At 66.1% G+C, this 12,799-nt stretch carries 14 protein-coding genes and 1 tRNA gene; 4 read left to right on the top strand and 11 right to left on the bottom strand.

Features of this window, described 5'->3' with window-relative positions; translation table 11 throughout:
• Nucleotides 1–10 precede the first annotated feature (10 nt).
• The gene (locus LC066_RS08745; protein ID WP_224898034.1) at nt 11–478 is read right to left on the bottom strand and encodes an NUDIX domain-containing protein; all 468 of its coding nucleotides are present in this window, start codon (nt 476–478) and stop codon (nt 11–13) included.
• A 47-nt stretch (nt 479–525) separates the two neighbouring features.
• On the opposite strand from LC066_RS08745, the gene LC066_RS08740 reads away from it, so the two are divergent.
• On the top strand, nt 526–1,791 hold the full coding sequence (locus tag LC066_RS08740; RefSeq protein ID WP_224898032.1) for a DNA polymerase IV: 1,266 nt from the start codon (nt 526–528) through the stop codon (nt 1,789–1,791).
• Between the two features lie 10 nt (nt 1,792–1,801).
• On the opposite strand, the gene LC066_RS08735 is transcribed toward LC066_RS08740, so the two are convergent.
• Nucleotides 1,802–2,668 (bottom strand): N-formylglutamate amidohydrolase, encoded by an 867-nt coding sequence (locus LC066_RS08735; RefSeq protein ID WP_224898030.1) that lies wholly within the window; start codon nt 2,666–2,668, stop codon nt 1,802–1,804.
• Between the two features lie 191 nt (nt 2,669–2,859).
• Between LC066_RS08735 and LC066_RS08730 the strand changes: the two genes are divergently transcribed.
• The 3 genes from LC066_RS08730 to LC066_RS08720 all read left to right on the top strand — a co-directional run bounded on the left by LC066_RS08730 (nt 2,860) and on the right by LC066_RS08720 (nt 3,514).
• Nucleotides 2,860–2,934: transfer RNA gene (locus tag LC066_RS08730), tRNA-Val, on the top strand.
• 78 nt (nt 2,935–3,012) lie between these two features.
• Nucleotides 3,013–3,138, top strand: a complete 126-nt coding sequence (gene ykgO, locus LC066_RS08725) for a type B 50S ribosomal protein L36 (RefSeq protein ID WP_012177066.1) — start codon at nt 3,013–3,015, stop codon at nt 3,136–3,138.
• A 139-nt stretch (nt 3,139–3,277) separates the two neighbouring features.
• On the top strand, nt 3,278–3,514 hold the full coding sequence (locus LC066_RS08720; RefSeq protein ID WP_222477560.1) for a hypothetical protein: 237 nt from the start codon (nt 3,278–3,280) through the stop codon (nt 3,512–3,514).
• A 31-nt stretch (nt 3,515–3,545) separates the two neighbouring features.
• On the opposite strand, the gene LC066_RS08715 is transcribed toward LC066_RS08720, so the two are convergent.
• The 9 genes from LC066_RS08715 to LC066_RS08675 all read right to left on the bottom strand — a co-directional run bounded on the left by LC066_RS08715 (nt 3,546) and on the right by LC066_RS08675 (nt 12,688).
• A complete protein-coding gene (locus tag LC066_RS08715) occupies nt 3,546–4,781 on the bottom strand; it encodes a phenylacetate--CoA ligase family protein (protein WP_224898028.1) in 1,236 nt (411 codons plus the stop codon).
• Nucleotides 4,782–4,818: 37 nt separating this feature from the next.
• Nucleotides 4,819–5,655, bottom strand: coding sequence for an ABC transporter ATP-binding protein (locus LC066_RS08710; protein WP_224898026.1), 837 nt, complete (start codon nt 5,653–5,655; stop codon nt 4,819–4,821).
• A 93-nt stretch (nt 5,656–5,748) separates the two neighbouring features.
• On the bottom strand, nt 5,749–7,044 hold the full coding sequence (locus tag LC066_RS08705) for an ABC transporter substrate-binding protein (protein ID WP_224898024.1): 1,296 nt from the start codon (nt 7,042–7,044) through the stop codon (nt 5,749–5,751).
• A gap of 138 nt (nt 7,045–7,182) precedes the next feature.
• Complete coding sequence (locus LC066_RS08700; protein ID WP_222477556.1) at nt 7,183–8,259, bottom strand: branched-chain amino acid ABC transporter permease; 1,077 nt, start codon at nt 8,257–8,259, stop codon at nt 7,183–7,185.
• Between the two features lie 3 nt (nt 8,260–8,262).
• Entirely contained in the window at nt 8,263–8,472 is a 210-nt protein-coding gene (locus LC066_RS08695; protein WP_224898023.1) for a hypothetical protein, read from the bottom strand.
• The gene (locus tag LC066_RS08690; RefSeq protein ID WP_085888988.1) at nt 8,469–8,684 is read right to left on the bottom strand and encodes a hypothetical protein; all 216 of its coding nucleotides are present in this window, start codon (nt 8,682–8,684) and stop codon (nt 8,469–8,471) included. The genes LC066_RS08695 and LC066_RS08690 overlap by 4 nt, the downstream gene beginning before the upstream one ends.
• 92 nt (nt 8,685–8,776) lie before the next feature.
• Nucleotides 8,777–9,763, bottom strand: coding sequence for a branched-chain amino acid ABC transporter permease (locus tag LC066_RS08685; RefSeq protein ID WP_085888989.1), 987 nt, complete (start codon nt 9,761–9,763; stop codon nt 8,777–8,779).
• A gap of 100 nt (nt 9,764–9,863) precedes the next feature.
• On the bottom strand, nt 9,864–10,715 hold the full coding sequence (locus tag LC066_RS08680; RefSeq protein WP_224898021.1) for an ABC transporter ATP-binding protein: 852 nt from the start codon (nt 10,713–10,715) through the stop codon (nt 9,864–9,866).
• A complete protein-coding gene (locus LC066_RS08675) occupies nt 10,712–12,688 on the bottom strand; it encodes an AMP-binding protein (RefSeq protein ID WP_224898019.1) in 1,977 nt (658 codons plus the stop codon). Before LC066_RS08675 ends, LC066_RS08680 begins: the two co-directional genes overlap by 4 nt.
• Nucleotides 12,689–12,799 lie beyond the last annotated feature (111 nt).

Below are 12,799 nucleotides of genomic sequence, written 5' to 3'. Positions count from 1 at the left end.
GCGGCGTGCCTCAGCCGAGGCCGCCCCGCGCCTGCCAGCCCAGGTAGAGACGCAGCCGGGCGCCCAAGGTTGGGATATGCCGGGGATGCGACAGGAAGGCCTCGGCGCTCATCAACTGCCAGGCCTGCCCTTCATCCCCCAGCCTGAGGTCCGCCGCCCGCCCGGGCGCGAGATGGGCGGCGAAGAACCACACCTCCTCGCCGCCGCTGCTTTCGTGCATGGCCCCGTAGTGCAGATCGCCGGGCGCCAGATCCAACGCCAGCTCCTCCTGCGCCTCGCGGATCACGCAATCCACGGCGCTTTCCCCCGGATCGCGACCACCGCCGGGCAGGTCCCACATATCTGGATAGGGGATGTCGGGCCGGTCATCGCGCAGAAGCACGGCCATCTGGCTGCCGAAGAAGACCGCCGCCTTGGCCCCCGAGAAGACCCGTGCGCGATCCCGCGCCGCTGCGGGAATGGCTGTTTCGCTCGTCATGGTGGCGGTCTATCATCTTCCCTCATCCCGTCCCAGCCGAGTCCGCCATGGATGCCCTCTGTCGCGATTGCCTGCACAGTTTCACCGCCAGCGCCCCGGGGCGGCTGCGCTGCCCGGCCTGCGGCTCGCCCCGCTGCCTGGGCCATGAGGAGCTGTTCTCGCTGTCCATCGCGCACATGGATTGCGACGCCTTCTATGCCTCGGTCGAGAAACGCGATGATCCCTCTCTCGCCGACAAGCCCGTGATCATCGGCGGCGGCAGGCGCGGCGTTGTCTCGACCGCCTGTTACGTCGCCCGCATCCGCGGTGTGCGCTCTGCCATGCCTATGTTCCAGGCGATGAAGCTCTGCCCGGACGCGGTGGTGATCCGCCCGCGCATGTCGCGCTACGTCGAGGTGTCGCGCCAGATCCGCGCGATGATGGAGGAGTTGACACCCGCGATCGAGCCGCTGTCGCTCGACGAGGCCTTCCTCGACCTGACCGGCACCGCCCGGCTGCATGGAACGCCGCCGGCGGTGCAACTGGCGCGACTGGTCAAACGCATGCGCGACGAACTGGGCGTGACCGGCTCCATCGGGCTGTCGCACAACAAGTTCCTGGCCAAGATCGCCTCGGACCTCGACAAGCCGCATGGCTTCGCGGTGATCGGCAAAGCGGAAACGATGGACTTCCTCGGCCCGAAACCCGTCAGCCTGATCTGGGGCGTCGGGGCGGCCGGTCAGGCCTCGCTGGACCGGGCAGGCATCCACACGATCGAGGACCTGCGTCGTTGGGAGCTTTCGGACCTTGTGGCCCGCTTCGGGTCCATGGGGACGCGGCTATACCACCTGTCCCGCGGCGAGGATCGCCGCCGCGTGTCGCCGCATGCGCCGGTGAAATCGGTATCGAACGAAACCACCTTCTTCGAGGACATCGGTGATCCGGACCTGCTGGACGGGCACCTCTGGCGGCTGGCCGAACAGGTCTCCGACCGGCTGAAGGCGAAGGAGATCGCGGGCCGGACCGTGGTGCTGAAGCTGAAGCGCGCCGATCACTCGTTGCTGACCCGCCGCACCGGGCTGCGCGACGGCACCCAGCTGGCCGACCGGATCTACCGCGAGGCGCGCGGGCTGTTCGACAAGCTGAGCGACCGTGGCCCCTACCGGCTGATCGGCGTGGGGGTCACCGACCTGGGCTCCGCCGCCGATGCCGACCGCTCCGGTGACCTGCTAGACCCGGACGCAGGCCGCCGCACTGCCGCCGAACGCGCCTCGGACCAGATCCGCGCGCGCTTCGGCAAGGATGCCATCCGCAAGGGCCGGGCGTTGCGCTGAGCTTAGGGGGCTATTCGGCGGCCAGGGGCATGTCGCGCCGGCCCAGCTCCGCCAAGTCCGCGATGACGCTGCGAATCACCTCGGCGAAAGCGTCGAAATCCGCGCGCGGCTCGATTCGCGCCTCGTCCATGTAGAGCGCGCGGTCGATCTCCACCTGAACGGCATGGCGCCGCCGCGCCGGGCGCCCGTAATGCTGCGCCACGTAGGCCCCGGCAAAGGGGGCGTTGCGGATCACCGTCAGCCCGGCGCCGACGAAAGCGCCCTCGATCCGGTCGACCAACTGGCTGTCCGCCGAGGCGCCGAAGCGGTCGCCGATCACCACGTCAGGCCGACGGCGCGAATTGCGCCGGATCGAATCAAGCGCCTCATGCGGCATGGAATGGCAATCGATCAGGACAGCCTCGCCAAACCCGCGATGCACCTCCGCCAGCAGGGTCTGCAAGGTGGCGTGATAGGGGTGCCAGCAGCGATCCAGCCGTGCCTCCGCCTCCTGCAGGGAAATCTTGCCCTGATAGATTGGCCGCCCGCCAGCCACGACACGGGGAATCACCCCCAGCCCGGAGGCGATGCGTGGATTGTGCCCGCGCCGCCGGGCACCTTCGACCAGGGCCGGGTCCAGTTCATCCGCGGCCCGGTTCAGGTCAACATAGGCCCGGGGCACCCGCGCACAGAGCAGCGCCGCCCCCTGCTCCACCGCCGGGGCGAAGAGCCGGTCGACGAAGGCGTCTTCCGAGCTGCGGATCATCCTGGCGTCCAGCCGGGTCCGCGCCATAAGGTCCGCCGGGTAGTCGCAGCCCGAATGGGGCGAGGCGAAAACCACGCTGGTCGTCAGCCTTTCGGGCCGGTACAGCGCGTAGGATGACGGGTGTTCGGACACGGGCGGGGCACCTCCTGGGCAATGCCGAGGATAGTAGCGCAAAAAAGGATTGCCAAAAGCCCCTTGATCCCCCCGCCGACTCCTTTTATAGGACGCGAACCGGCGCGGTTATCCGCGCTTCTTCTTTGTCAGAGCGGCCCGGAAACGGGTCGGAACGGACCAGGCGGAAGCAAAGATTTTCGAGCCAGTGTGGGCGATTAGCTCAGCGGTAGAGCACTTCGTTGACATCGAAGGGGTCACAAGTTCGATCCTTGTATCGCCCACCATTCTATTCATCGGGACGCCTCCGGGCCTCCCTGCACGAAACCTGGCGCTAGCCGCGCCGCGACATGAGGAGAGAGGCCATGAAGGTCAAGAACTCGCTCCGCTCGCTGAAGCAGCGCCACCGCGATTGCCGCGTCGTGCGCCGCAAGGGCCGCGTCTATGTGATCAACAAGACGCAGCGCCGCTTCAAGGCCCGTCAGGGCTGAGAGCTGCCAGAGCTTTACACGAAAAGGGTCGCCTTCGGGCGGCCCTTTTTGCATTCGGGTTTTGCGTTCAGTGATCGCGCGCGGCGACATCTTGCCGCCGCCCCTTTCGCGTCCGGCAGCCCAGGCCTACCCTTTCCCCATGACAGATGAAGACATTGCCCGCCTGCGCGCCGCGCTGGCCGAGAGGGAGCCGGGCCCCTTCCATTTCCGCGACATCTGCGCGGGCTTCGATGAGATGTGGATCGGTGACAAGGTGAAGGCGGGCCACGCCTTCCTCGATGCTGTCCGCGCCGGACGCCTGCCCGGCGTCAGCGACACGGGCAGGAAGAAGGGGGGCGGGCGGCTGTACCTCTGGTCGCCGGACCGCGCCCACTAGCCGCTATCAGCCCGCGGGTCAGGCGAATGGGTCAGTCGTATTTGCGGCGATCCTCGATCACCAGCCCGTCGTTGGGCAGGCTGCCGGGCGACAGGATCTCGATTCGCGCCTTCAGCTTCAGCAGATCGGTCGCGCTGGCGGCAAAGACCGCTTCGTCGCCGCCCTCGGCCTCCACCTGAAGAGTCATCACATCCATCTCGCCTTCGCGTTCGGCCACGACACGGGCGCGGGTAACCTCCGGGTGGCGGGCGACGAAATCTGCCACCTGTTCAGGGCGCACGAACATGCCCTTGATTTTGGTCGTCTGGTCGGCGCGGCCCATCCAGCCCTTGATGCGAAGGTTGGTGCGGCCGCAGGGGCTGGTGCCCGGCAGCACCGCCGACAGGTCGCCGGTGGCGAAGCGGATCAGCGGGTAATCGGGGTTCAGGGTGGTCACCACCACCTCGCCGACCTCGCCCGGGGCGACCGGCGTGCCGGTGCCCGGGGTGACGATTTCCACGATGACGCCTTCGTCGACGATCATCCCCTCCATCGCGTCGCTTTCGTAGGCGATATTGCCCAGATCCGCGGTGGCATAGCATTGCAGGCAGGCGATGCCGCGCTCGGCGTATTCGGCGCGCAGGGATGGGAACAGCGCCCCGCCCCCCACGGCGGCCTTGGTGATCCGCAGCTCCATCCCCTGCGCCTCGGCGCGGTCCAGGATCACCTTCAGGAAATCCGGGGTGCCGGCATAGGCGGTGACGCCCAGGTCATGGGCGGCGCGGGCCTGCAGGTCGGTCTGGCCGGTGCCGGCGGGCAGCACGGTGGCGCCGACGGCCCGGGCGCCGTTCTCGAACATCATGCCGGCGGGTGTCAGGTGATAGCCGAAGCAGTTCTGCACCAGATCGCCCCGGCCGATGCCCGCCGCATGCAGGAAGCGGCCCATGCGCCACCAGTCGTGGCTGGCGCCCCCCGGTTCATAGATCGGCCCCGGGCTCTGGAAGACATGGGCAAAGCCCGTCAGCGGCAGCGCCGTCAGTCCGCCCAGCGGCGCCCCGGCGCCCTGCCGCTTCACCAGGTCCGACTTGCGGATCACCGGCAGATCCGCCAGCGCCGCGACGCTGGTCACCGCCCCCGCCTCGACGTCGACCAGCGCGGGCGCCGCGCCCGGCAGGGACTGGGCATTGGCCACCTGGCGCGGCAGGTCACGGGCGATCGCGGCCTCGCGCTCATCCGGGCTGCGGGTTTCGAGCGCATCGAAATGGTGGGTACGGGAATGGCGGGTCATCATGCTCTCCGGGGCGAGAATCGGGATAGGGGCAGGCTCAGCTCAGCCAACGCTTGCGGCGCCGGTAGGAACGCACATCGCGGAAGGACTTGCGGCCCTCGTCGGACATGCCGAGGTAGAACTCCTTCACGTCGGGGTTCTCCCGCAGGGCGGCGGCCTCGCCATCCATCACCACGCGACCCGATTCCAGGATGTAGCCGTAGTGGGCGAACCGCAGGGCGACGTTGGTGTTCTGCTCGGCCAGCAGGAAGGTGGCGCCCTGCTCCTCGTTCAGGCTTTTCACGATGCCGAAGATCTCCTCGACCAGCTGCGGCGCCAGGCCCATGGACGGCTCGTCCAGCAGGATCGTCTCGGGGCGCGACATCAGCGCCCGGCCGATGGCGATCATCTGCTGTTCCCCGCCGGAGGTATAGCCGGCCTGGGATTTGCGCCGCACCTTCAGGCGCGGGAAGTAGTTGTAGACCATCTCCAGATCGGCCTCGATTTCCCCCTTGCCGGAGCGCGTGTAGGCGCCGGTCATCAGGTTCTCCTCCACCGTCAGGTGTTCGAAGCAGTGGCGGCCTTCCATCACCTGGATCACGCCGGTCTTCACCAGGCTGGCCGGGTCCAGATCCTGGATCCGCTTGCCGCGATAGACGATGGACCCCTTGGTCACCTCGCCGCGCTCGCTGCCCAGGAGGTTGGAAATGGCCTTCAGCGTGGTGGTCTTGCCCGCGCCGTTGCCGCCCAGCAGGGCGGTGATGCCGCCCTTGGGCACGGACAGGCTGACCCCTTTCAGCACGAGGATCACGTGGTTGTAGATCACCTCGATATTGTTGACCTCCAAAAGCGTCTTGGCGGTCTTCGCGTCGTTCTGCATCGCGGTGTCCAGCATGGGCCCCTCCATCCGATGGCCGGAAAATTCACTTGTCCCGTGGCGTCACGGGGTGGGCAGCCCCCGCCTGGGGACCGCCCGGATCTGTCGCGATTACTCGCAGCCCGGCGTGATGCCGTTTTCCTCGGCATAGGCCATGCTGTCGGCGGTGATCAGCGGGTCGAGGACCGAACCGTCGGACGCGCCGTAGTCGGTGATCAGCGACCAGCTGCCGGCCTCCGCATCCCACTGCGCCACGGCGCCCAGGCCGTCGCCACCATGGTTGGAGCAGGAAACGTTGAAGGTCGGGCCGAAGTTCGGCAGGCCGAGACCGGCCATCTTCTCCTCGGTCATCTCCAGGGCTTCCATGCCGTCGCGCATCATCGCGGGCGTGATCTGGGCGGTGCCGTGGATCTCCTGCGCGGTGCGCGCGGCCTCTGCGGCCAGCATCGCGGCATACATGCCACGGTTATAAAGCGCCGTGCCCAGCTGATCGCCGGCCCCGGCGGCCATGCCCACGTCGACCACGTATTCCTTCAGGTCGTCGTAGACGGGGTAATCCATCCCGAGGTTGTGGAAGGTCAGCGCCTTGTAGCCGTCGGCGCCATCACCGGCGGGCAGCACGTCATTTTCAGAGCCGGACCACCAGATGCCGATGAAGTTCTCCATCGGGTAGCGGATGTTCACCGCTTCCTGGATGGCGACCTGGTTCATCACGCCCCAGCCCCACATGATCACGTTGTCCGGCTTCGCCCGGCGGATCTGGAGCCACTGGCTCTTCTGTTCCTGGCCCGGGTGATCCACGGGCAGCAGCAGGAGTTCATAGCCATGCTTCTCGGCCAGCTCCTCCAGCGTGCGGATCGGCTCCTTGCCGTAGGCGGAGTTGTGATAGACCAGCGCGATGGTCTTGCCGCTGATATCGCCGTCGTTCACATCCAGGATGTGGTTGATCGCATGGCTGGCGCCGTCCCAGTAGTTGGCCGGGTAGTTGAAGACCCAGCGGAAGACCTCGCCGTTCTTGGCGGAGGTGCGGCCATAGCCCATCGTGTGCATCGGGATGCCGTCAGCGGTGGCCTTCGGGATCAGCTGATAGGTGATGCCGGTCGACAGCGGCTGGTAGATCAGCGCGCCTTCGCCCTTGGTCGCCTCGTAGCACTCGACGCCCTTCTCGGTGTTGTAGCCGGTCTCACATTCGATGACCTCGATCATCTCGCCGCCGATACCGCCGTCACGTTCGTTCAGCAGGGTCAGGTAATCCTGGTAGCCGTCCGAGAACGGGATGCCGTTCGCGGCATAGGGGCCGGTGCGGTAGCTCAGGTCCGGGAACACCAGCTCGGCGGCGGCCGGGCCCGCGATCACCCCTGCGGCCAGCAGGGCGGCGCCCGCGACACTCATCTTCGTCTTCGCCATCTCAATCTCCTCCCTTGGAACGATGGTCCATCTGCCGGGGCTCCTCTGTCCCGGCGTCGCGACGCCTGCCTCTTCCGGGCTTGCGTCCTCGGCGCGTGCAGGGCTCCTCTTCCCCGCGGCGCGCCGGTCAGGCCCGCCCTAGTGCGGGAAAGGCCAAAGTCTCAGCTTCTCCTTGGCGACGCGCCACAGCTGCGCCAACCCGTGGGGTTCGGCCACCAGGAAGGTGACGATCAGGGCGCCCACGATCATGAATTCCAGATGCGCCGCCAGGTCCGTGGGCCAGCCTAGGCTGCCCACCAGCACGTTCTTCAGCAGCACCGGCAGCAGCACCAGGAAGGCCGCGCCCATCAGGGACCCGCCGATCCGGCCCAACCCGCCGATGATGATCATGAAGAGCACCAGGAAGGACTTGTTGATGCCGAAGGCCTCGCCCACCTCGACGGCGCCCAGGTAGACCGCGAAGAACAGCGACCCGGCGATGCCGATGAAGAAGGAGCTGACCGCGAAGGCTGACAGTTTCGCCGACAGCGGGTTCACCCCGATGATCTCGGCCGCGATGTCCATGTCGCGGATGCCCATCCAGCTGCGCCCCATGGTGCCCCGCGTCAGGTTCCGCGCCACCACGGCGGCGAAGATCAGGAACAGCAGGCAGAAGAGGTAGGTCACCCAGGCCTCGGCATTGGGGCCCGTCACGGCATAGCCCAGCACCTCGCGTTCCGGCGCGCTGATCTGACCGGACGCGGAGTAGTTGTAGAACCACGGCACCCGGTTGAAGAGCCAGACCAGGAAGAACTGCGCCGCCAGCGTGGCCACGGCCAGGTAGAAGCCCTTGATCCGCAGCGATGGCAGACCGAAGAGGACGCCCACGCCCGCGGTGATCCCGCCGGCCAGCAGCACGTGAATGATGATCGACACCTCCGGGAAGGCCGTCATCAGCTTGTAGGTGGCATAGGCGCCGACGGCCATGAAGCCGCCGGTGCCCAGCGAGACCTGCCCGCAGAAACCAACGAGGATGTTCAGCCCGATCGCCGCGATGGCGTAGATCAGGAAGGGCAGCGCCACGGCGTTGGCCCAGTAGTCGTTGATGAAGAAGGGCACCACCCCCAGAGCCAGCACCAGCACGACGCGCAGACCCACCCGGTCGAACCGGATCGGGAAGGTCTGGTTGTCAGCCTGATAGCTGGTCTTGAAATCCCCGGCTTCGCGGTAAAGCATTGATCAGACCTCGGCTTTCGGTGCGATGCGCTGTGTCGGCGCGATACGGTTGCAAAGCCCGAGGTGGCAGGCGACGCCCACCAGGAACCCCAGGGCGGCCAGCAGGGCGGCGATCAGGACCTCCCCCCGTGCCAGCTCGACGAACAGCGCGATCAGGCCGAAGGTCCAGAAGGCGCCCCAGGCGACCACGTTGGAAATGGCCAGCAGCTTCATGCGTCCTCTCCCTTCATCGCCCAGGTGATGCGGCGCGCGGCCGTCAGGTAGGTCAGCCAGGCGGCGACCAGGCCGATCACGACGATCACGGCATTGATCAGGTGATGCTGGCCCTCCAGGTGCCCCGGGCGCGCGGCCCAGAAGACAAAGCCCCAGTAGGCGACCCAGAACGCAGTTGCGGCGACCAGGCGGATTCCCTTCACGTCTTTCATGTCAAATCTCCTCCATGATGCCCCCCGGCTCCTCTTTCCGGGGGCCCCGGCCCGTCACCGCGACAAAGGCGCGCAGCGACGGGATGGGGTCTTTACACTCTTTCGATAATCCGTTCGCCGAACAAGCCCTGAGGACGGAAGACGAGGAACAGAAGGGCGAGCACATAGGCGAACCAGTTCTCCGTCGCGCCGCCGACCAGCGGTCCGATGGCGAACTCGAACAGTTTCTCCCCCACCCCGATGATCAGACCGCCGACGATGGCGCCCGGGATCGAGGTGAAGCCCCCCAGCATCAGAACCGGCAAAGCTTTCAGGGCGATGAGCGACAGCGAGAATTGCACGCCCGACTTGGTGCCCCACATGATCCCGGCGACCAGGGCGACGAAGCCCGCGATCGACCAGACCAGCACCCAGATGTAGTTCAGGCTGATCCCCACGCTCAGCGCGGCCTGGTGGTCATCGGCCACCGCGCGCAGGGCGCGGCCCTGCTTGGAATACTGGCTGAAAATGGTCAGCGCGATCACCAGGGCGGCAGCGATGCCGGTGGCCCAGAGGTCCAGGTTGTCGATGAAGAAGCCGTAGCCGAAGATCTCGTAGGTGCTTTCGTCGATCCAGGTGTTGATCCCCTGCGGCAGCCCCACGTCCAGCTTCTTGATGTCGGCGCCCCACATGATGTCGCCGACGCCTTCCATGAAATAGGCCAGCCCGATGGTCGCCATGAAGAGGATGATCGGCTCCTGCCCGACAAGGTGGCGGAAGATGAACCGGTTCACCGCCCAGGCGAGCGCGATCATCACCACGCCGGTCAGCACGATGGCCACGACTGCCGGCAGGTGCCAGCCGAAGTGATGGATCTCGGTCCCGAAGACCGCGTTGATCAGGTGGCTGAAGGGCACCTGCCCTTCCATGATCCCCACCAGGGTCAGCGCGGCGAACAGCGCCATCACCCCCTGGGCATAGTTGAAGATGCCGCTGGCCTTGTAGATCAGCACGAACCCCAGGGCGACGAGGGCGTAAAGCACGCCGGCCATCAGCCCGTTGAGGAAGACTTCCATTGCAAAGAGCAACTGATCGGGCATGGCTCAGACCTCCGGTTGCGCTGCGGGGCAGCAGGTGTTTTGGGCAGGACGGCAGGCGGCGGTCAGGCGCAGCTCAGCCAGGAGGGGCTCAGTCACGACATCAGTCATGGGCCACCCCCAGGTAGGCGTCGATCACGTCCTGGTTGTTGCGCACCTCGTCGGGGGTGCCGTCGCCGATCTTCTTGCCGTAATCCATCACCACCACACGGTCGGACAGATCCATGACCACGCCCATGTCATGTTCGATCAGCGCGATGGTGGTGCCGAATTCGTCGTTCACGTCGAGGATGAAGCGGCTCATGTCCTCCTTCTCCTCGACGTTCATCCCCGCCATGGGTTCGTCCAGCAGCAGCAGCGACGGCTCCGCCGCCAGGGCGCGGGCCAGCTCCACCCGCTTCTTCAGGCCGTAGGGCAGGCTGCCGACGGGCTTCTTGCGAATGTTCTGAATCTCCAGGAAGTCGATGATCTTCTCGACCTTCTCGCGGTTCTCGATCTCCTCGCGTTCCGCGCGGCCCTTCCACAGGGCCTGGGACAGGACGCCCGCCTTCATGTGGTTCAGACGGCCGGTCATCACGTTGTCCAGCACCGACATGCCTTCAAACAGCGCGATGTTCTGGAAGGTGCGGGCGATGCCCTGGCGGGCCACCTCGTAAGGGCGCATCTTCGGGCGCTTTTCGCCCAGGTAGAAAACGTCGCCTTCCTGCGGATTGTAGAAGCCGCTGATGACATTCAGCATCGAGGACTTGCCGGCCCCGTTCGGCCCGATGATCGCGCGGATCTCGCCCTTGCGGATGTCGAAGGAGATGTCCTTGATCGCCACCACACCGCCGAAGCGCAGGGTGATGTTCTTCATCTCCATCATCACCGCGCCGATCTGGCGCCCGTCGGCGGTGATCCAGCCACCGTCCTCGTTGTCACGTTCGTGACCAAGTACTTGTTCTGCCAGACTCATTCCGCTGCCACCTTCTTGCTTGCCACGGGCTGGACCGCCGCATCGCAGATGCTCAGCGTGGCCGAGATATGGCCCTTGCGTCCGTCCTCGTAGGTCACCTCGGTCCGGGTCGAGATGGTCTCGGTCCCGTCGTAGAGCGCCGTGATCAGGTCGTGGAACTTCTCCTCGATGACCTTGCGGCGCACCTTGCGGGTGCGGGTCATCTCGCCGTCATCGGCATCCAGTTCCTTGTGCAGGATCAGGAAGCGGTGGATCGGGCAGCCCGACAGCATCTCGTCCTCGGCGACGCTTCGGTTCACCGCCTCGACATGCTCACGCACCGTTTCCAGCACCTGGGGGTGCCCCGCCAGTTCCTGATAGCTGGAATAGGCGATGTTGTTGCGCTCGGCCCAGTTGCCGACGGCCGTGAGGTCGATGTTGATGAAGGCAGTGCACATCTCGCGGCCATTGCCGAAGACCACGGCCTCCAGGATGTTGGGGTAGAACTTCAGCTTGTTCTCGACGTACTTCGGCGCGAACAGGCTGCCATCGGCCATCTTGCCCACGTCCTTGGCGCGGTCGATGATCCGCAGGTGCCCGCTGCCTTCCTCGATGAAGCCCGCGTCGCCGGTGGCCACCCACCCTTCGGCATCCTTGGTCGAGGCGGTGCTGTCGGCATTCTTGTAGTAGCTCTGGAAGACGCCGGGGCTGCGATAGAAGACCTCACCGCTCTCGGCGATCTTCAGTTCCACCCCCGGAGAGGCCACGCCCACGGTGTCGGAGCGCACCTCGCCATCGGGTTGCTGGGTGATGAAAACGCTGGCCTCGGTCTGACCGTAAAGCTGTTTCAGGTTGATCCCCAGCGAGCGGTAGAAATCGAAGATCTCCGGCCCGATCGCCTCACCTGCGGTATAGCCCACGCGGACGCGGCCCAGGCCCAGGGTATCCTTCAGCGGGCCGTAGATCAGGAACTCGCCCAGGCGGTACTTCAGCCGGTCCATGCCGCCCACGGGGCGCCCATCCAGCAGATCGCCCCCCACCTTGCGGGCATGGGCCATGAAACGGTCGAACAGCCACTTCTTCAGCCGCCCGGCATCCTCCATGCGGATCATCACGTTGGTCAGCTGGGTTTCGAAGATGCGCGGCGGGGCGAAGTAGTAGCTCGGCCCGATCTCGCGCAGGTCGGTGGCCAGGGTCTCCACGCTTTCGGGACAGTTGACGCAGAAGCCGGTCCAGTAGGCCTGCCCGATGGAGAAGATGAAATCGCCGACCCAGGCCATGGGCAGGTAGGCCAGGACCTCTTCGCCCGCGCCCAGCTTGTCGAATTCGGCCGAATTCTTCGAGGTCTCGATGATGTTGCGATTGGACAGCACCACGCCCTTGGGCTTCCCGGTGGTGCCGGAGGTATAGAGCATGACGCAGATGTCGTCATAGGTGATGGCAGCGGCGCGCCGGTCCAGCTCGGCCGTCAGCTCATCTCGCAGGGCGTGGCCCTGTTCTTGCACATGGGTGAACTCGTGCAGATGCGTGTGGTCGTATTTCCGCATGCCGCGCGGGTCGAGGTAGATGATGTGCTCCAGCGCGGGCAGTTGCGCCTTCACTTCCAGCACCTTGTCGACCTGTTCCTGGTCCTCGGCGATCACCACCCGGGCGCCGCAATGGTCCAGCACATAGGCCATCTCTTCGGCGGCGCTGTCGTTGTAGACAGGCACCGGCACGGCGCCGACCATCTGCGCCGCCGGAATGGACCAGTAGAGATGCGGCCGGTTGGCGCCGATGATGGCGACGAAATCGCCCGGCCCCACCCCGAGGTTCAGAAGACCCCGCGCCAGGTTGCGGATCTCGCTCCGCGTCTCGGCCCAGCTCCAGCTTTGCCAGATGCCGAATTCCTTTTCGCGATAGGCCGTTCTGTCCGGCCAGGCTTTTGCATTCCGGTCCAGCAGGGCGGGCACGGATGTGACCGGCCCGCCCGCGTCGCGCGAGAGTTCTCCCACGATGTTCTCCTCCCTTGGCTCCGGTCCTCCCCGACCGGGCAACCGCCCTCCTCAAGGCGGGTCATCGGGGTCATCCCCCGGGGCATCCGACCCGGACGCTCCTGACAAGTC

This window comes from Pseudooceanicola marinus, from assembly GCF_020177265.1.
Classification (GTDB): domain Bacteria; phylum Pseudomonadota; class Alphaproteobacteria; order Rhodobacterales; family Rhodobacteraceae; genus Pseudooceanicola; species Pseudooceanicola marinus_A.
Note: the sequence above shows the minus strand (reverse complement) of the source record. Positions and strands in the feature narration are given on the sequence as shown.